13 protein-coding genes and 1 pseudogene are annotated in these 18,626 nt (G+C 65.5%); 6 read left to right on the top strand and 8 right to left on the bottom strand.

From position 1 onward, the window contains the following. Positions 1 to 160 precede the first annotated feature (160 nt). Positions 161 to 1,582, top strand: coding sequence for a sigma-54-dependent transcriptional regulator (locus RUGAMON1_RS16020; RefSeq protein WP_445231426.1), 1,422 nt, complete (start codon positions 161 to 163; stop codon positions 1,580 to 1,582). After that, positions 1,572 to 2,816, top strand: coding sequence for a sensor histidine kinase (locus RUGAMON1_RS16025; RefSeq protein WP_445231427.1), 1,245 nt, complete (start codon positions 1,572 to 1,574; stop codon positions 2,814 to 2,816). Before RUGAMON1_RS16020 ends, RUGAMON1_RS16025 begins: the two co-directional genes overlap by 11 nt. A gap of 10 nt (positions 2,817 to 2,826) precedes the next feature. Here RUGAMON1_RS16025 and RUGAMON1_RS16030 read toward each other — a convergent pair whose 3' ends face one another. From RUGAMON1_RS16030 to tnpA, 6 genes and pseudogenes are all read right to left on the bottom strand, one after another. Continuing rightward, positions 2,827 to 3,279 carry a GNAT family N-acetyltransferase gene (locus RUGAMON1_RS16030; RefSeq protein ID WP_445231428.1) on the bottom strand — a complete coding sequence of 151 codons (453 nt, stop codon included), beginning with the start codon at positions 3,277 to 3,279 and terminating at the stop codon, positions 2,827 to 2,829. A 95-nt stretch (positions 3,280 to 3,374) separates the two neighbouring features. After that, a complete protein-coding gene (locus RUGAMON1_RS16035) occupies positions 3,375 to 3,800 on the bottom strand; it encodes an organic hydroperoxide resistance protein (protein WP_445231429.1) in 426 nt (141 codons plus the stop codon). A gap of 363 nt (positions 3,801 to 4,163) precedes the next feature. Beyond that, positions 4,164 to 4,538 carry a transposase domain-containing protein gene (locus RUGAMON1_RS16040; protein ID WP_445231444.1) on the bottom strand — a complete coding sequence of 125 codons (375 nt, stop codon included), beginning with the start codon at positions 4,536 to 4,538 and terminating at the stop codon, positions 4,164 to 4,166. Between the two features lies 1 nt (position 4,539). Then, a complete protein-coding gene (gene tnpC / locus RUGAMON1_RS16045) occupies positions 4,540 to 5,631 on the bottom strand; it encodes an IS66 family transposase (protein WP_445231430.1) in 1,092 nt (363 codons plus the stop codon). Between the two features lie 73 nt (positions 5,632 to 5,704). After that, a pseudogene (gene tnpB / locus RUGAMON1_RS16050) lies at positions 5,705 to 6,010 on the bottom strand (IS66 family insertion sequence element accessory protein TnpB); the annotation flags it as partial. Further along, entirely contained in the window at positions 6,007 to 6,393 is a 387-nt protein-coding gene (gene tnpA, locus RUGAMON1_RS16055) for an IS66-like element accessory protein TnpA (RefSeq protein ID WP_445231431.1), read from the bottom strand. The pseudogene tnpB and the gene tnpA, both read right to left, overlap by 4 nt. 352 nt (positions 6,394 to 6,745) lie before the next feature. Between tnpA and RUGAMON1_RS16060 the strand changes: the two genes are divergently transcribed. Further along, on the top strand, positions 6,746 to 7,525 hold the full coding sequence (locus RUGAMON1_RS16060) for a thioesterase II family protein (protein ID WP_445231445.1): 780 nt from the start codon (positions 6,746 to 6,748) through the stop codon (positions 7,523 to 7,525). Here the strand turns inward: RUGAMON1_RS16060 and RUGAMON1_RS16065 are convergent. Next, positions 7,474 to 8,316, bottom strand: coding sequence for a 4'-phosphopantetheinyl transferase family protein (locus tag RUGAMON1_RS16065; protein WP_445231432.1), 843 nt, complete (start codon positions 8,314 to 8,316; stop codon positions 7,474 to 7,476). The two genes, RUGAMON1_RS16060 and RUGAMON1_RS16065, sit on opposite strands and share 52 nt — an antisense overlap. A gap of 164 nt (positions 8,317 to 8,480) precedes the next feature. Between RUGAMON1_RS16065 and RUGAMON1_RS16070 the strand changes: the two genes are divergently transcribed. From RUGAMON1_RS16070 to RUGAMON1_RS16080, 3 genes are all read left to right on the top strand, one after another. Continuing rightward, positions 8,481 to 9,764 carry an efflux RND transporter periplasmic adaptor subunit gene (locus RUGAMON1_RS16070; RefSeq protein ID WP_445231433.1) on the top strand — a complete coding sequence of 428 codons (1,284 nt, stop codon included), beginning with the start codon at positions 8,481 to 8,483 and terminating at the stop codon, positions 9,762 to 9,764. Positions 9,765 to 9,797: 33 nt separating this feature from the next. Continuing rightward, complete coding sequence (locus tag RUGAMON1_RS16075) at positions 9,798 to 10,481, top strand: ABC transporter ATP-binding protein (protein ID WP_445231434.1); 684 nt, start codon at positions 9,798 to 9,800, stop codon at positions 10,479 to 10,481. A 79-nt stretch (positions 10,482 to 10,560) separates the two neighbouring features. Continuing rightward, on the top strand, positions 10,561 to 12,981 hold the full coding sequence (locus RUGAMON1_RS16080; protein ID WP_445231435.1) for an ABC transporter permease: 2,421 nt from the start codon (positions 10,561 to 10,563) through the stop codon (positions 12,979 to 12,981). 58 nt (positions 12,982 to 13,039) lie between these two features. Here the strand turns inward: RUGAMON1_RS16080 and RUGAMON1_RS16085 are convergent. Next, the coding region (locus tag RUGAMON1_RS16085; protein WP_445231436.1) for a non-ribosomal peptide synthetase at positions 13,040 to 18,626 on the bottom strand (5,587 nt) is incomplete at its 5' end.

Below are 18,626 nucleotides of genomic sequence, written 5' to 3' on the forward strand. Positions count from 1 at the left end.
TATTGACAGCCTGTTTGCCCCTCATCGGCCCTCAATGGCCGTCCGGTGTCCGCTTATGAACAGCGGCCACTGTTCGGAACTGAACACTTGCGGCGCGCGCCCAAGGCCTGCGGCCGGAAAGCCATGCCCGGCGCCCGTTGGCGGCTGCTAGAATGCCTGCATGACCGCCTATGTCCTGATACTCGATGATGACGCCGATGTTGCCACTGCCGCACAGCTGCTGCTGCGGCGACGCTACGACAAGGTCGCCACGCTGTGCGATCCGGCAGGCCTGCCGGCCTTGCTGGCGCAGGGCATGCCGGATGTGGTGCTGCTGGACCTGAACTTCACACCCGGCTTCATCGACGGCGCCGAAGGCCTGGCGCTGCTGGACCTGTTGCGCTCACAGGCGCAGCCGCCGGCGGTGATCGCGATGACCGCCTACGCCGACGTGCCGCTGGCGGTGGAAGCGTTGAAGCGCGGCGCCGGCGATTTCATCACCAAGCCGTGGGACAACGCGCGGCTGGTGGCCGCCATCGACCAGGCGCTGGCCCGTCGCGCCGCCATGCGCGGTCCGATGGCGGCGACGCCCGACCTGATGGGTGAATCTGCGGCGATGCGCGAGTTGAAGGCCTTGATCGCCAGCGTGGCGCCGACCGAGGCGAACGTGATGGTGCTGGGCGAGAACGGCGTCGGCAAGGAGCTGGTGGCGCGCGCCATCCATGCGCTGTCGCGCCGCGCGGCCGGCACGCTGCTGGCGGTGGACATGGGCGCGCTGCCGGAATCGACCTTCGAGAGCGAGTTGTTCGGCCATCGCAAAGGATCGTTCACGGACGCCAAGGCCGATCGGGCGGGGCGCTTCCAGGCCGCGCGCGGCGGCTCGCTGTTCCTGGACGAAATCGGCAACATGCCGCTGGCGGCGCAGGCCAAGTTATTGACCGCGCTGGAACGGCGCGAGGTGACGCCGATCGGCGCCGACAAACCGGAAGCCATCGACGTGCGCATTATCAGCGCCACCAACCTGGACGAGGCGCGGCTGTTCGATCCCGCCGTGTTCCGGCCGGATTTGCTGTTCCGCCTGAATACCATCGTGATCCGCGTGCCGCCGCTACGCGAGCGGCGCGAGGACATACCGCTGCTGCTGGCGCACTATCTGAACCTGTACGCCCTGCAGTACGACCGGCCGGTGCGCAACGTGAATGCGGTGGCGATGGATGGCCTGCTGCGCCACGACTGGCCGGGCAATGTGCGGGCGCTGCGCCATGCCTGCGAACGCGCCGTGATCCTGGGGCAGGGCGCTGAATTATCGTTGGGCGATTTCGGCCTCGGCGCCGGCGCTGCGGCGCTGGATGATGGCGAAGATTTCATCGCGTCGCCGGGCGTCGCGGTTGCCGCTTCAGCGCGCACCGCCATCAACGGCTCCGGCTCCGGCAGCGGCGCCCTCAACGGCGCCATCGCCGGCGACATGACGCTCGACGCCCTGGAACGCGAAGCCATCGCCTCGGCGCTGGCCCAGTTCAACGGCAATATCAGCCACGCCGCGAAATCGCTGGGCGTCAGCCGCGCCGCGCTGTACCGCAAGCTGGGCAAGCATGGCATCTGAACGCCTCCTCAAGCTGGGCGCTGCCGCCAGCGTTGCCGGCTTGATGGCGCTGACCGCCGTTGCCGACGTCATGTCCGCCACGCCCGAGCCGCGTCGCATCGTGTTGTGCTGCCTCGCCGCGCTGATGCCTGCCGCCGCGCTGTGGCAATGCCTGCGCCGCCTGGCGCCGCGCACCCCGCGCATGGAAGCGCACGACAGCGCGATGCACTACGGCGCACCCGCAGGCCGCGAACTGGCCGACACCATCCACGCGCTGGAAGCCCGGCTCGAACACGCGCCCATCGCGTTGTTCAGCATCCGCAACGCGGCCGGCGCCGGCGCGGTGGCGCCGCTGAACGCCAGCGCGCGCCGCCTGCTCGCACCTGGCCGCGCCAGCGCGCCGCAGGACCTGCACCAGCTGCTGGCCGCGCAGACCGCCGGCCAGCGGCAGTTGATCAGCTTTGACACCGAACGTGGCGTGGAGCGCGCGCTGGTCGCCGTCGCCGCGCTGACGATGCAGGGCACGGCCCAGCGCCTGGCCGCGCTGATGCCGGTGGAAAGCGAACTGGAAGCCGAAGCCCTGAACGCCTGGCGCGAACTGGTGCAGGTGCTGACCCACGAGATCATGAATTCACTGACGCCGGTGGCGTCCCTGTCGCGCACCGCCTGCGGGCTGCTGGACGAAGCGGGAGCCGGCCTGCCGGCCGACATCCACGCCGACCTGGGCACCGCGCTGGACGCCATCTCGCGCCGCGCCGCCAGCCTGGTCGATTTTGTCGGCAGCTACCGCAGCCTGTCCACCGTGCCGCAGGCGCAGCCGCAGCGCGTGCTGCTGGAGGAATTGTTCGACCGCCTGTCGATATTGATCGCGCCGCAGTGGCAGGCCCTGGGTGGAAAGGTGTCGTTCACGGTGGAGCCGGCGTCGCTGGCGGTGATGATCGATCCCGGCCAGCTGGAACAGGCGCTCATCAACCTGCTGAAGAACGCCTCCGAAGCCATCACCGGCAAGGCGCCGGAAGCGCAGGTGCGCGCGCGCTTCAGCCGCGGCGGCCGCCTGCGCATCGAAGTGGTGGACAACGGCCCCGGCGTGCCGGAGGCGCTGGCCGCGCACATCTTCACGCCGTTCTTCTCAACCAAAAAACAGGGCCGGGGCATCGGCCTGGCGATGGTGCGGCACCTGGTGCACGCCAACGGCGGCACGGTGCGCTACGCGCGCTCGGTCAGCGCCGGCGCGCGTTTCATGCTGACGTTCTAGCGCACGGGTCTTACCGCACCATATCGATGTGCAGGATGCCGTCTTCGTCGTAAGGCTCGGTCACCGTCTTGAAGCCGAAGCTGGCGTAGAACTTTTCCAGATGCGCCTGCGCGCCGATGCGGAAACCGTGGCCGGGATGCAGCGCCTCGGCCAGCGGGATCGCCTTGGCCAGCAGCTCGCGGCCGATGCCGCCGCCTCGCGCGGCCTGCGTGGTCAGCACGCGGCCCAGCGACATTTCGTCGTACTTCACGCCGGGCGGCACGCAGCGCAGATACGCGGCCAGCGTGCGCTTGCCGTCGATCTCGCGCCAGGCCATCAGGTGATGGCACTGCGGATCGGCGCCGTCGATGTCCGGGTACAAACAGGTCTGCTCCAGGATGAACACCTGCTGGCGCTGCAGCAGCACTTCATGCCAGTCCAGGCGGGGGATGTCGTCAAAGGCCAGCCATTGCCACTCAATCATTGCGTGTCCCGATGCGGTTCAAAACAACGATTGTATGTGAAAAAAGGCCGGCGCCTCGGAGGAGGGGCCGGCCTTTCATTCGGGGACCGCGTCGATTAAACGATGGTCAGGGTGACGTCGATGTTGCCGCGGGTGGCGTTCGAGTATGGGCAAACGATATGGGCGGCGGCGACCAGTTTCTCGGCTTCTGCGCGGTCCAGGCCTGGCAGCGAGATTTTCAGTTCGACTTCGATGCCGAAACCGGTAGGGATAGGACCGATGCCGACGGTGCCTTCCACCGAAACGTCCGCCGGGACGGCGATCTTGTCGCGGCCGCCGACGAATTTCATCGCGCCGAGGAAGCAGGCCGAGTAGCCGGCAGCGAACAGCTGCTCAGGGTTGGTGCCGACGGCGCCGGCGCCGCCCAGTTCTTTCGGGGTGGTCAGCTTCACGTCCAGCACGCTGTCGGAGGAAACAGCACGGCCTTCGCGGCCACCGGTTGCTTTTGCGTTTGCGCGGTACAGAACTTGTTGGATCGACATGATGATTTCCTTTGAGTGAGGGAGAATGTTTAATTAACTATCTAATCGCTAGCTACTTACTTCTACTACTATTCGGCGCTGTTTGCAGCGCCCATGAACACACTATAGATCGTGCGCTATTGAATAGCAAGCTATTTTTAAAAATATTTTTACCGGGATGCGCGGCCCGTCGGCGCCTATTCCGTGCAAATAAGTCGCTAATGTTTAAAAAAGTCGCAAACAGCCAAATAAAGTCGCTAAATGAAAATATTGATTAAAAACACACAAAACTCGGTCACAAAGTAAGCGTCCGCTGAGCGCCGTCTTGAATGCTGTAGAAAATTAATCGATGATGGCATTACCCCGCTGGGAAGCGGCGTCATCTCAAAGGGCTGCTGGTAGGTTGCAGTTCCAAGGCAAGAAATCATCAACCCGGTTCACGGGATGATCGGCGATATGCGTCAGCACGTGACGCAACCAGGTTTCGGGGTCGACACCGTTCAGCTTGGCCGTGCCGATCAACGAATAGATCGCGGCGGCGCGTTCGCCACCACTGTCGGCGCCGGCGAAGAGGTAGTTGCGGCGGCCGATGGCGACGCCACGCAAGGCGCGCTCGGCAGCCGAGTTATCGATCTCGATGGCGCCGTCGTCGCAGTAGCGCAGCAGCGCCGGCCAGAGTTTGAGCGCGTACAGGATCGCCGCCGCCGTGTCGGACTTGCGCGATAGCGTTTCGAGCGTGGTTTGCAGCCAGCGTTCCAGGTCATCGAGTAGCGGACGAGAGCGGGCTTGCCGAACTTCTCTTCGTTCGTCGGGAGGTTTGCCCTAGATCTCGGCCTCGATCACATAAAGTTCGGCGATGCCGCAGCGCCTCGGTGGTCAGCGGGGTTGGTCGCGCCGCGTGCAGGTCGTGGAATTTGCGTCGCGCGTGTGCCCAGCAGGCCGCTTCGCGGATCGTGCCGTCTTCGAACAAGGCGTTGAAGCCGGCGTAGGCATCGGCTTGCAGCGCGCCCTCGAATTTGGCCAGGTGCGTTTGTGGATGGATGCCCTTGCGGTCCGGTGTGTAGGCAAACCAGACGGCTGGCGGCGTGGTGTCGCCGGCTGGCCGGTCATCGCGCACGTAGGTCCATAAACGCGCCGTCTTAGTTTTGCCGTTGCCGGGCGCCAGCACCGGAATCGGGGTGTCGTCGGCATGCAGCTTCGACGCCGCCAGCGCATGACGTTGAACGGCATCGACCAACGGCCGTAACAACGCGCTCGCGGCGCCGACCCAGCTCGCCAGCATTGCGCGATCCAGGTCGACACCTTCGCGGGCGTAGATGACGCACTGGCGGTACAGCGGCAGATGATCGGCGAACTTCGCCACCAGAATGTGCGCCAGCAGACCGGGGCCGGCGATGCCGCGCTCGATTGGCCGGCTCGGCGCCGGCGCCTGGACGATGGCGTCGCAGCAGGAGCACGCCAGCTTGGCGCGCACATGGCGGATCACGCGGAAGCTGGCCGGCACGAACTCCAGTTGCTCCGCCACGTCCTCGCCCAGCGGCCGCAGGCCGCCACCGCAGGTTGGGCAGGCATCGGCGGTCGGCGCGTATACCTTCTCGTCTCGTGGCAAATGATCGGGCAAAGGCCGACGCACCGACTTCTTGCGCGGCGCCTGGTCGGCGGCCGGCATCTCGCGCGCCGCCTCGGCCTCGTCGGCCTGCAGGTCTTCCAGCTGCAGCTCGAGCTGCTCGATTTGATGGTCCAGCTTTTCCGACTTGCGGCCGAACTGCATGCGCCGCAATTTGGCGATCTGCAGCTTGAGGTGCTCGATCTCGACGGCGCGCGTGTTCAGTTGCTCGCGCAGCCCTTCCACCACCTCGTCTTGGGCGAGCAGCAGCGCCTTCAAGGGAGGCCGACGTGGGTTTCCAGGTCCGTTCCGGCCGCCGCCAGTCTATGCCTTCGAGCAGCATCGACAGCTGCGCCTGCGTCAGCGCTACCGAGCCGTTGGTAGCTTGCGGCCAGACGAAGCGCCCGCGCTCAAGCCGCTTGGCCAACAGACATAGGCCATCGCCAGTCCACCACAGTAATTTGATGAGGTCGCCGCGTCGCCCTTGGAACACAAACACGTGGCCGCTGAACGGATCTTCCTCCAGCGCCGTCTGCACTTTTGCAGCCAGTCCATTGAAGCCGGCGCGCATATCGGTGATGCCGGCGGCGATCCAGACCTTGGTGCCGGTGGGCAGACCGATCATCGCAGCACCCGGTCTAACACCTGCGCCAATATGGCCGCATTGGGTTGCCCTTCGATCCGCACGCGGACCTCGCCCAACTCAAGCACGATAATGCCGTCGGCATCGGAGCTGGTGTTGCTCGATGCTGACGCTGTTGGCGCCAGCATCACCGGTAACAGGCCATCGCCTCGCATCAATGCAGGTACGTCGAGGCGTCCTTGTTGATACAGCCGGCGCCAGCTGAAGACTTGGTTGGCATTGACGCCGTGCTCACGCGCGATGTGCGCGCCCGAGGCGCCAGGCTCCAGCGACAGCGCCACTAGGGCGCGCTTGAACTCCAATGGATGCTGGCGGTAGTGGCCGCGTGCATTCGTGGAAATGATCGGTTGAAAATTTGTGTCCATAATCGAAAATTGTGGGCACAAATACTGTGCCAAAATTCGATCATGGATGACGCCGATCAGGCAGTCCAGATGGCGCTGGGAAGACGCTTACGGTCAAACTGAGAGGGGCAATCCAGCCAGCAAACGTACAAGTTTGCCTCGGCGCCAACACATTGCTGACTCCTGATAATTGGCGCCCGGATTGTCCTAATATAACAACTATAATAATTGCAGTATAAACATGATACTATTGGCGATTAAGCAATGAAACAAAGTTTTCCTGCGGCGGTTTGATCGCCGCAACATCCGATATGAAGGAAGTCTGATGGTGCCTGATCCCTGGTTCGTTCGGAGTGCTCCAGCTGAGCCTCGAATGCGGTTGTATTGTTTCCCTTATGCTGGCGGCAGTGCCGGCGTTTTCTCACAATGGCGGAAGCGTGTGGATGGCGACATTGAAGTTTGCGCTGTTCAGTTGCCGGGCCGCGGTACACGCTTTCACGAACTGCCGGTGCGCGACCTGGACCTGTTGGTGGATGTGTTGGCAGAGCGGATCGCTGGACAGCCGCCGCTGCCGTTTGCATTCTTCGGCCACAGTCTCGGGGCATTGGTAGCCTTTGAGGTAAGCTCGCGCTTGCAGGAAATTGGTGGCGCGCTCCCGCTTGGCTTGATGGTGTCGGGATGCAGTTCGCCACGTCTTCGCGAGCCGCCGGAAAACTTGCACTTGTTGCCTAAGGACGAACTCATTAGAGCGCTACAGAATTATCAGGGCACGCCGGCGGAGGTTTTGAACAATGCTGAGTTGATGGAGTTGGTATTGCCGGTGTTGCGTGCAGATTTCGCCCTCGCCGAGCGTTACCAGTATGTGCCGCGCCCCCCGCTTGCGATGCCGATCGCCGTACTGGCTGGTCGCGATGACGAATATACAACGCTCGAACAAGTGGATGCATGGCGTCTGGAGACGACCGGAACTTGCGAGGTTCACTGGTTCGACGGTCACCATTTCTTCTTGCAGAAACAAGCCGACGCGGTGAACTTGTATGTCAACGCTCAACTTTCTGCTTGGAGATCCATGGCATCGCAATGCAACCCGCCAACGCGCGCTCAGGTCAGTATTACCGATGTCATCAGGGTCGCTTCGTCCAGCATGCGATAGGATGCCAGGAAGCGCGTGCCTGCCGGTAATCCGGGACTCAGGGTATCCACGCAGCGAAACTGCATCTTTGAATTTTCCTGATCCAGCTGGATTAATTCAACAGCACTGAAGTCAAAGTATTGGCCAACCTGACGGAACGCGGCTTTGAAAAAGCTTTCCTTTGCAGAAAAGAGTAGCGTCAATCGCTGGTGGGTACTTAATTCGCTGCCGGGGGCGCCCAGACTGTCCATCTCTCGCTCATTGGCTATCTGATGTTTTATGGTACGCGCCAACGATGGTTCGATGACGGTTTCGATATCGATGCCAATGCCTTTTACCGCCGGATCCGTGGTGACTATAGCGGCGGAAAAATGCGAGTTGTGTGTAATGCTGCCGACAATGCCTTCAGGCCAGTGCGGTGCGCGATGCGTCCCGATGTTAACTTGTGTTGGGGAGCGGCCGTGGAGCTGTAGCATTGCCTGAGCACAGATCCGGCCGGCGAGAAACTCGGCCTGGCGTTTTTGAACGCTGGCGCCGATCGACGGTGGTATGTCTATGCCGAAGTGCCTGAACAGGTCGAGCTGAAAGTGCTGCGGACAAAAGCGTGCCATTGAATATGGAATGGCGTTATCACCCGGCAGAACGCACTGGGACATATTAATAAAAGGGTGCCCATCGCAGGCGCCGCAAAACTTCAATTTCTCGCCTCGGTATCGGGGCTTGTAATGAAGAACAAAGTGGATGAAGTCATTTGATATCGGTAGCGTCTGCCTGTTGTCTATCTTATCATGCCGCCGGAGAGTTGGCGGCATCCGTAGGCCGCCGTACTTACTGTTGTTTTGCTAATGGTTAAATAAATAAATATTTCTTTTATTTCAACTAGCGCAAAAGAAAACGACTATACTAATCCGGCCAATTTGCCGTGTTTTTTTAAGAATGTCACAAGTGTGGTTGCACTTGTCCTTTGGATTTCTAAATGACCGCTTCGACTAATCGCGCCGCCACCGGTGCGGCCATGGACACTATTATGCCCCGGCGCCGCAACAAGCCAGTTGTCCTCATTGCCGTCGCGGTACTTGTGCTCATGGCTGGTGGATACCTGGCCTGGAGTTGGTTGCCGCACGGACTGCAAGTGCCGGCTAGCGAGGTCCGCATCGCGACCGTTGAAAAAGGCTTGTTCATTGACGACGTTACCGTACGGGCCAAGGCCGAACCGCTGAGTTCGGTGTTGCTTGATTCGGTCGAGATGGGCCGGGTCGAAGAGGTGCTCGCCACCGATGGCGCACTGGTCACCAAGGACCAGTTGCTGTTCCGCTTGTCTAATCCCCAGCGTAACCTGGACTTGCTCGCCCGCCAGACTGAAATCGCGCAGCAGATATCGAATCTGTCCATCTTGCGCGTCGGCGACGAAGCCAGCCGTATCGACCATCAGCGCCGCATAGCTGATCTGCAATTCACCCTGACGCAGCGCCAGAAGCAACACGCGCGCGATGTCAAACTCGCCAGCCAGGGCTTTATTTCCGCAGCGCAGCTGGAAGAGTCCGACGACAGCCTAGCGCAGCAGAGCCACTTGCTGGAGCAGGAAAAAGCCAGCAATGACGCGGAGTTCAAGGTGCGCAGCACAGCGCTGGCGCAGCTGGACGGCGCGATCCGCGGCCTCAATCGCGGGCTGGCATTGGTCAACGCCACGGTCGAAGCGCTCGCGGTGCGCGCCCCGGTTGCCGGCCGCCTGACCGGCTTTCGCCTGCAGGTGGGCGAGACCGTCAAGACCGACCAGCATATCGGCCGCATCGATCATCCGACCTTATTCAAGCTCAGCGCGCAGCTCGACGAGTTTTACCTGAACCGGGTGGCGATCGGCCGTCACGGTGGCATCAGCCAGGCTGGCAAGAATTATCCCGTCGATATCAGCGCCATCTATCCGCAAATCAAGGACGGGCGCTTCACCGTCGAGATGGTCTTCACGCGAGGCCAGCCCGAGGGGATGTCGCCCGGCCAGAGCCTGGACGCACAAATCACCTTGGGCGAGCCCGGCAAGGCGACTTTGCTGCCCAACGGCGCCTTCGTCAACGACAGCGGCGGAAGCTGGGTGTTCGTGGTCGGCCGCGATGGCCGTAGCGTCGAGCGGCGGGTGATCAAAACCGGCCGCCGCAGCAATGGCCAGCTTGAAATTCTCTCCGGCCTGGCCGCCGGAGAGAAAGTCATCGTTTCCAGCTACGCGTCGTTCGGCAAGGCCGAGCGCTTGCAGCTTTCGCAGTAACGCCCCCATATTCAACTTTTCTCAGGAAAACCCATGATCAAAATTGTAGGCGTCAACAAGATCCATCAGGCTGGCGAAGTGCAAACCACGGCGCTTCGCCAGATCGACCTTGAAATCCTTAAAGGGGAATACGTCGCCATCACCGGGCCGTCGGGTTGCGGCAAATCCACCTTGCTTAGTTTGATGGGCTTGCTCGACGTGCCGGACAGCGGCGAGTACTGGTTCGAGGGGCAGAATGTGGCCGGCTGGAGCGAGTCCCGGCTGAACCAGCTGCGGCGTGGACGCATCGGCTTCATTTTCCAGAGTTTTAACCTGATCGAGGAGTTGTCCGTGTTCGAGAACGTCGAACTGGCACTGGAATATACCGGCACGCCGGCCAGGGAACGGCGCGAACGCGTCGCTGCCATGCTCGACAAGCTGGGCATCGCCCATCGTGCCGGCCACCGTCCCTCCCAGCTATCCGGCGGCCAGCAGCAGCGCGTGGCGATCGCCCGCGCGCTGGTGGCCGCTCCGGCAGTATTGCTGGCCGATGAACCGACCGGTAACCTGGACACCGCGCACGGCGACGAGGTCATGCAGCTGCTGCGCCAGATCAACGCCGAAGGCACCACCGTCATCATGGTCACGCACTCACCGGAGCACGCGCTGCAGGCTACGCGCGTGCTGCGCCTGCTCGACGGCCAGCTAGTCCACGACGCCATCCAGGCCGCCGCCTGAATTTGCCGGCGTGCCGCGCCTTTTCCAATTGCCTGATTCCCCGATTGCCCGCACGGTCCGCCGTGCGTAAAGGATACCCATGAATTTTCGTGATTTTCGTATTGGCTTGCGTCTGCTGGTGAAGGAGCCGGCGTATTCGAGCGTGGTGGTGCTCGGCCTGTCGGTCGGTTTCGCCGTCTGTTTCCTATTGCTCGGTTTCGTGCGCTATGCTTGCAGTTACGACGCCTTCGTGCCGGACGCGTCGCGTATCTACCTGATCAAGCACAAACTCAACATCATCGGCAAGCCGGCGTGGTACGAGTCGACGCCGTTGCCGTTTCTCGCGGTGGCGCAGCGCAGTGGCATGGTCGAGAGCGGCAGCGCCCTGATGGCGCTGGACGTGTCGGCCAAGGTGGGTGCCGTGGTCCAGCCGCTGAGCCTGTCGGCGGTGCACGCCAGCTTCCCCCAGATGTTCAACCTCCATCCGATCGCGGGTGACCTGGCGCAAGCGTTAAGCCGGCCGGACACGATCGCACTCACCCGCAGCACCGCCAATCGCCTGTTCGGTGACGGCGCCGGAGTGGGGCGCACGCTGCAGATCGCCGGCAAGTCGTACACGCTGGGGGCCTTGCTGGCCGACGTGCCGAGCAACAGCACCGTCACCTATGACGGCCTGGTCGGCATCGACAGCGCCGCCTGGGCCGACGAGGAGCGCAAATTCCTGTTCCAGTCCTGGGGCAATATCGGCGCCAAGATGTACGTCAAGCTCAAGCCTGGCGTGGCGCCCGAGGTGCTGGCTGGCGTGCTGCAGGAAGCGGCCGACCATTCGCCGCTGATCAAGGAGCTGGGCCCCGAAGTCATCGCCGAGCTGGGCAGCAAGAAGGTCATGGACCTGCGCCTGGGCGCGCTGTCGGATATGTACTTCGACAACGACACTGCCAATTCGCCGATGAGCAGCCAGCACGGCGACCTGAGGGTGGTGATCGCGCTGGCCGGCGTGGCCGTGCTGATCCTGCTGCTGGCGGTGATCAATTACGTCAACTTGGCCACCGTGCGTACGCTGCGGCGCCAGCGTGAAATCGCGGTACGCAAGGTGCTCGGCGCCGGCGTCGGCCGCCTGACCGGCCAGTTCCTGGCCGAATCGTTGCTGGTGTCGATGCTGGCCACCTTGCTGGGACTGGCCCTGGCGGCGCTGCTGCTGCCGCTGTTCTCGGAATTGATGGACCGCCACCTTGATCATATGTTCACGGCCGGCGCGGTGCTGTTGGCGCTGGCGCTGGGCGCGGCGGTTGGCGCGCTGGCGGGCAGCTATCCGGCCTGGGTGGCATGGCGCGTGCGTCCGCCGCGCACGCTGGCAGGTCGTGGCGGCAGCGAGACCGGCGCCGGGTTGTGGCTGCGCCGCGCGCTGACCGTCTTGCAGTTTTCCACCGCGATCGGCCTGTCCGGCGTGACGCTGACCATCGCCTACCAGACCCGTTACGCGATGGCGGCCGATCCCGGCTTCGATACGCATCCGCTGCTAGTGGTCGGCTTACCGGCCGACTTGCAGAACCCCGCCAGCCGTGGTCTGCGCGAAGCCCTGTCGCATCTACCTGGTGTCGATGGCGTGGCGGTTTCGGCCGATCCGGTCGGGCGCGGCTTCATCGGCGCCAATGTCGGCCTGGCCCGCAGCGACGGCATCAAGGCCAGCGTGGTCACGCGCCCGGTCAGCCCGAACTTCTTCAGCGTCTACGGCGTGGCGGCGCGTGCTGGGCGGCTGTTCGACAACCAGCGCGACCAGGAAGACCGGCGCGACGCAGTGGTCCTGAACGGCGCCGCAGTGCGCGCGCTGCGTTTCGCCACGCCGGAAGCGGCGGTGGGCCAGGTCATCACGATGGGCGACGGGCCCGAAGCGGTGGCCGCACGCGTGATCGGCGTGGCGCCGGACATCCGCCACGAGGGCTTGCATGATGTGCCGCAGCCGATCGTGTATTTCCCGGCGCTGACGATCAACACGCTTACCGCACGCAGCCACGGCGACCTGACCGCGCTGGAAAGCGCGGTCGGCGACCTGCAGCGCCAGTACTTCCCCAACGACGTGCTGGAAGTGCGCCGCGCCGGCAGCTATTTCGCGCTCAATTACGCGGAGGACCTGCGCCTGGCCAAGCTGCTGGGCCTGGCCAGCGCGATCGCCATCGGCATCGCCGCCTTCGGCATCTATGTTCTGGCCGCCTACAGCGTGCAGCGGCGCGAACGCGAAATCGTGCTGCGCAAATTGTATGGCGCCGATGCGCGCGCGATCGGCCTGTTGATCGGCAAGGAGTTCAGCGTCTTGGTGGGCGTCGGTGCCGCCATCGGCCTGCCGTTGGCCTGGTTCGCCACCGAGCATTATCTGTCGAGTTTTGTCGAGCGCGCGCCGCTGGCCGGACTGGCGCTGGCCCTGGCGCTGGCCCTGGTCGCCGTGGTGGCCTTCTGCGCCACGCTGCGCCACACGCTCAAGGCCACGGGCATCGCGCCGGCGCTGGCCTTCCGTACCGCTTAGCGCTGCCGGCCGCCGGCCGCATGCCAGCTAGTGGCGTGCGGCCGGAACCCTGCTTTAATTACGCGCTTTCGCCAGCGATTCCGTCCAGATACTTCAACAGCACTGGCGCCGTCATGGCGGGCACCGCGTAGTCCAGTTCGGCAAGCACCCGCAGGGTCGCTTGCTGGTCTACCTGCACTTCCGCGGCGACCGCGCCGCCTCCCGCCGGGTTAAACAGATGCAGATACGGTGCGAACGGCAGGCTGCTGTTTTCCGCCGACGCCCGCAGGGCCTCTGCGTACCAGGCACTGAGCGGTACGGGCCGTAGCGACGCGCGCTCCTGCCGCGCCCAGTCCATCAGCTGGTTCCAGTCGAAGGCCTGCTGACCGAGCAGGTGGTAGTTGCCGCTCGCGCTGGCCGGCGTACACAGGCGGCACACCGCTGCCGCCACCGCATCGACCGGAATGACGGTCTCGTGGTAAGGGGTATCGATGTAGATGCCCAGTGCCAGGCAAGTGCGCAGATAGCGCGCCACCATATCGTCGTCGCGGCCCTTGCCGTGCACGCTGTCGGCGACCACCCGGCCGAGGCGGAAGATGCTGGCGGCTAGACCTTGCTTCCTTGCCCGCTCTACCAACACTTCCGCCTGCCACTTGCTGGCCGCATAGCCCGTATGCTCGACATGACGCTCGTCGAGGTTGCAGGTTCGCTCGTCCACCGCATTGCGCCCGGGTGCCGGGGAAAACGTCGCCGTGGTGGAAATGAAGGCAAAGCGCGCGCCTCCTGCCCGGGCCGCCAGTTGCAGCAGGAATAAGGTGGCCTCGACATTTGCCGCGCGCAGCGCGCGGTAGGGCTGCGCGTGATTGACCGCAGCGCCGTTGTGGACTATCAGGCCGACGCGCCGTTCGAGCAGGCGCTGAGTGGCGCTATCGAGGCCCAGATTCGGCGCTGCCAAGTCGCCCGGCAGCGCGACGATGCGGTCGGCGTAGCGCGGCTGCCACAAGCCGTAGGATTCCAGCGCCTGTTGCAGGCGCCGGGACGCGGCCAGCGGCGTGGCGGCGCGCACCAGGCAATAGATGGTCGCCTCGGGGCGCGATGCCAGCAGTTCGCGCAGCAGGAACGCACCGACAAAGCCGTTGGCGCCGGTGAGCAGCACGTGCGCGCCGGCGGCCGGCGCGGCACTGTCCACCACCGGCACCGCGCGCAACAACGCGTGCTCCAAAGGCGTCGCGGCGCCCGGCATGGTTTGATGCTGATCGATTGCTTCGGCCATCAGGTGGACCGTGGGGCAGCTGAAAATACGCTGCAGCGGTACTTTGCGCAGCAGGCGCATTTCGATCAACGACATCAGCTTAGCCGCCAGCATTGAATGGCCGCCCAGGGCGAAGAAGTCGTCGTGCCGGCCCACGCGCCCCAGCTTGAGGACCTCGGCCCACACTGCGGCCAGCGCCACTTCGGTTGTCCCGCGTGGTTCTTCGTAGTCGAGCGTGGCGTAGGTTTCCCGGCCGGGCGCCGGCAGCGCCTTGCGGTCCAGCTTGCCGTTGGGCGTGAGCGGGAATGCCGGCAGCGTCACGAAGGCCGACGGCAGCATGTGCTCGGCCAGTGTGGCGGCCAGCTGGCGGCGCAGGGCGGCCGCGTCGGGCGCGGCCTCGCCGGCGCTGAGCAGGTACGCCACCAGCCGTTCCTCGCGTAGCACCACCAGCGCCTCCCGCACGCCGTCGCAGGCGGCCAGGCGCGCCTCGATCTCGCCCAGTTCGATGCGGAAGCCGCGCAGCTTGACCTGGAAGTCGTTGCGTCCCTGATAGTCGAGATCTCCATCGGGCAGCCAGCGCGCCAGGTCGCCGGTGCGGTACAGGCGCGCACCGGGGCGGCCGCTGAAGGGATCGTCGATAAAGCGTTCGGCGCTCAAGGCGGGCTGGTTGAGGTAGCCGCGCGCCACGCCAGCGCCGCCGAGACACAGTTCGCCCACCACGCCCAGCGGCACCGGATGGCCGCGCGCGTCGAGCAGGTAGGCCTGGGTGTTGGCGATTGGCCGCCCGATCGGCACGCCCTCGGCCGGCGCCGGCGAGGACCGTCCGAAGCGGCGGGCGGTGGCGTACACGGTGGTCTCTGTGGGACCGTAGGTGTTGAGCAGCTCGCACTGGCGCAGGCGGGCGCAGCCCTGCCAGCTGTCCAGGTGGCGGCGCTCAGCTTTCTCGCCGCCGATGATCACCAGCCGCAGCGCTGCCGACGGCGGCGCCAGGCCGGCCTGGCACTCCAGCATCCATTGGTGCCAGAACGCGGTCGGCAGGTCGGCCACGGTGATGCCGTGGTCGTCGAGGAAGGCGATGTAGGCCGGCGACGGCGCGACCATGTCGGCCGGTCGCAGCACGACGGTGGCGCCCACCGCCAGTACCGGGAACAGTTCTTCGATCGAGCTGTCGAAGCTGAAGGAGGCGAACTGCAGCACGCGGTCATCCGCCCGCAGGGCGCAGCTGTCGATGTGATGGCGGACCAGGTTGAGCACGTTGCCGTGTTCCACCGCCACGCCCTTGGGCAGGCCGGTGGAGCCTGAGGTGTAGATCACGTAAGCCAGGTGCGCGGCTTGCGTGTCGGGCGCGGGATTGAGGTCGGCGTGCGGCGCCCCGGCGTCGGCGGCTGCCGACAACGCCAGCACCGGCAGCGTGGCCGATACCGCGATGGTCGCCAGCACCGCCTGCAACCCGTCCTGCGCCAGCAACGCCACCGGCGCGCAATCCTGCAGCATGTGGGCCAGGCGCGCGGCCGGGTAGGCCGGGTCGAGCGGCACGTAGGCCGCGCCGGACTTGAGGATGGCCAGCAGGCCGATCACCAGCTCCGGGCTGCGTTCTGCGCACAGTGCGACCCGGTCGTCGGCGCGCACACCGAGCGTCAGCAGGCGATGCGCCAGCCGGTTGGCGCGAACGTTCAGCTCGCTATAGCGGACGGCGACGCCATCGTGCAGTAGCGCGACGGCGTCCGGCCGCGCGGCCGCCTGCGTCTCGAACATTTGGTGTATCAGCATGCCCGGCCCGTCCCATGCGCAGGCGGTGGCGTTGAAGCCGGCCAGCAGCAGTTGCCGCTCGTCCGGGTCGAGCAGCGCGATGTCGCCGGCCGGCTGCCGCGCGTCGGCCACCATCGCCTCCAGCAGCCGCACGAAGCGGCGGCCGATGCGCTCGACCGTGCCATGGTCGAACAGCGCGCTGGCGTAGTTCAGGCTGCCAGAGATGGCGCCGCCGCTGTCGATCAGCGACAGCGACAGGTCGTCGTGGGTGGTGTCGGGCGGACGGCTTTCCTGGCGCAGCGATAGGCCGGGCAGGGCCAGGGCGCCGTCGCCCGGAGTGTTCATCAGGTTGAGCATGACCTGGAACAGCGGCCCGTGGGCCAGGCTGCGCGGCGGCTGCACGGCTTCGACTACCTGGTCGAAGGGCAAGTCCTGATGGCTGTAGGCCCCCAGGCTGCTGTCCCGGACCCGCGTCAGCAGTGCGGTCACGCTCGGGTTGCCGTGCAGACGCACGCGCAATGCCAGGGTGTTGAGGAACAAGCCGATCAAGCCTTCGAGCTCGGGGCGCTGGCGGTTGGCCACCGGGGTGCCGATCACGATATCGTCCTGCCCGCTCAGGCGCGCCATCAGCATGCCCCAGCCCGTGAGCAGGGTCATGAACAGGGTTGCACCGTGCCGCTGCGACAGCTGGCGCAGGCCTGCGGCCAGCCCGGCGGGAATGGTCAGCGCGACGCTGGCGCCCGCATATTGCTGCAGCGCCGGGCGTGGCCGGTCCAGCGGCAGCGCCAGTAGCGCCGGCGCGCCGTCCAGGTAATCGCGCCAGAAGTCGGCCTGTCGGCGCAGGGCGGCGCCCTGCAGCCATTGTCGCTGCCAGGCCGCGTAGTCGGCGTATTGCAGCGCCAGCGGCGGTAGCGGGTCGGGTCGGCCCAGGCTGAAGGCGGTGTACAAGGCGTTGACTTCGCTCACCAGGATGCCGATCGACCAGGCGTCGGTGACGATGTGGTGCTGGGTCAGCAGCAGCAGGTGCTCGTCGTCGGCCAGGCGCAGCAGTTGTCCGCGCACCAGCGGCCCGGCCGCTAGGTCGAACGGCCGCGCCGCCTCTAGTGCGCCGAGGCGGGCCACGGCGTCGTCTTGGGCCTGGCCGTCAAGCTGGCGCAGGTCGTGCGTGTCCAGCACGAAACCGCAATCGGCCGCGGCGATGTGCTGGCGCGGCCCGTCGGCGCCGCCGGAAAAGCTGGTGCGCAAGCCCTCGTGGCGGGCGACGATGCGGTCCAGGCAGGCTTGCAGCGCAGCGCGGTCCAGCGCGCCGCTAAGACGCAGCGTGGCCGGCATGCGGTAGGCGGCGCCTGCGGCCGGATCGAGCTGGTCGAGGAACCACAGGCGTTGCTGGGCCCAGGACAGCGGCAGCGCGCCGTCGCGGTCGGCCGCGACGATGGCAGGGGTGTCGGCCGCAATGCCGGCGCCACGCGCCTGGTCGACCAGCTCGGCCAACGCGGCCAGGGTGGGCTGGGCAAACAGCGCCCGCAGGCTGAGCTCGACCCCGAGCTGGTTGCGCAGCCGCGCCGTCAGTTGCACCGCCAGCAGCGAGTGGCCGCCCAGCTCGAAGAAGTGGTCATGGCGGCCCACCTGCGGCAGCCCCAGCAGCTCTTGCCACAGGCGAGCCAGCGCCTGCTCGGTGGCGCCGCGCGGCGCCGCATAGGCGGACGCAGACACCGCATCCTGGTCCGGCGCGGGCAGGGCGTTGCGGTCGAGCTTACCGTTCGGCGTCAGCGGCAAGTCATCCAGCACCACGAAGGCGCTTGGTACCATGAACTCCGACAGCGTCCGGCCCAGCTGCGCGCGCAGCGCGACGATGTCGAGCTCCACGCCGTCCTGGGCCGCCACATAGGCCACCAGGCGCTGGTCGCCCGGCTGGTCTTCGCGCGCCAGCACCACCGCCTCGCGCACCCCGGCGCAGGCGGCCAGCGCCGCCTCGATTTCGCCCAGTTCGATGCGGAAGCCGCGGATCTTGACCTGGAAGTCGTTGCGGCCCAGGTATTCGATATTGCCATCGCCCAGGAAGCGCGCCAGGTCGCCCGTCTTGTACATGCGGGCGCCGGCCACGCCGGCAAACGGATCGGGCACGAAGCGTTCGGCCGTCAGTTCCGGCCGATGCAGATAACCGCGCCCCACTTGCACGCCGCCGATATACAGCTCGCCGGCCACGCCCAGCGGAACCGGACGCATCGCCTGATCAAGCAGGTAGATGCGGGTGTTGGCGATCGGCCGCCCGATCGGCACCGTGGTGCGCGTATCGCCCGCCACGCTGGTCCAGGCCGTGACATCGACCGCCGCCTCGGTGGGGCCGTACAAATTGTAGAGCTGCGCACCCGGCAGGCCGCCATGCAGGCGCTGCGCCAGCGCCGCCGGCAAGGCCTCGCCGCTGCACACCACCCGCGTCACGCTGCCGCAAGCGCTCAACTGCGCGTGTTCCAGGAATACCTGCAGCATCGACGGCACGAAGTGCAGCGTCGTGACGCCTTCCCGTGCGATGGTCTCGCTCAGATACGCCGGGTCCTTGTGTCCCTGCGCCCTGGCCATCACCAGCCGCGCGCCGCAGCTGAGCGGCCAGAAGAATTCCCACACCGATACGTCAAAGCTGAACGGCGTCTTTTGCAGCACCACG

Source organism: Duganella rhizosphaerae (assembly GCF_040364205.1).
In the GTDB taxonomy this organism is placed as follows: Bacteria; Pseudomonadota; Gammaproteobacteria; order Burkholderiales; family Burkholderiaceae_D; genus Rugamonas; species Rugamonas rhizosphaerae.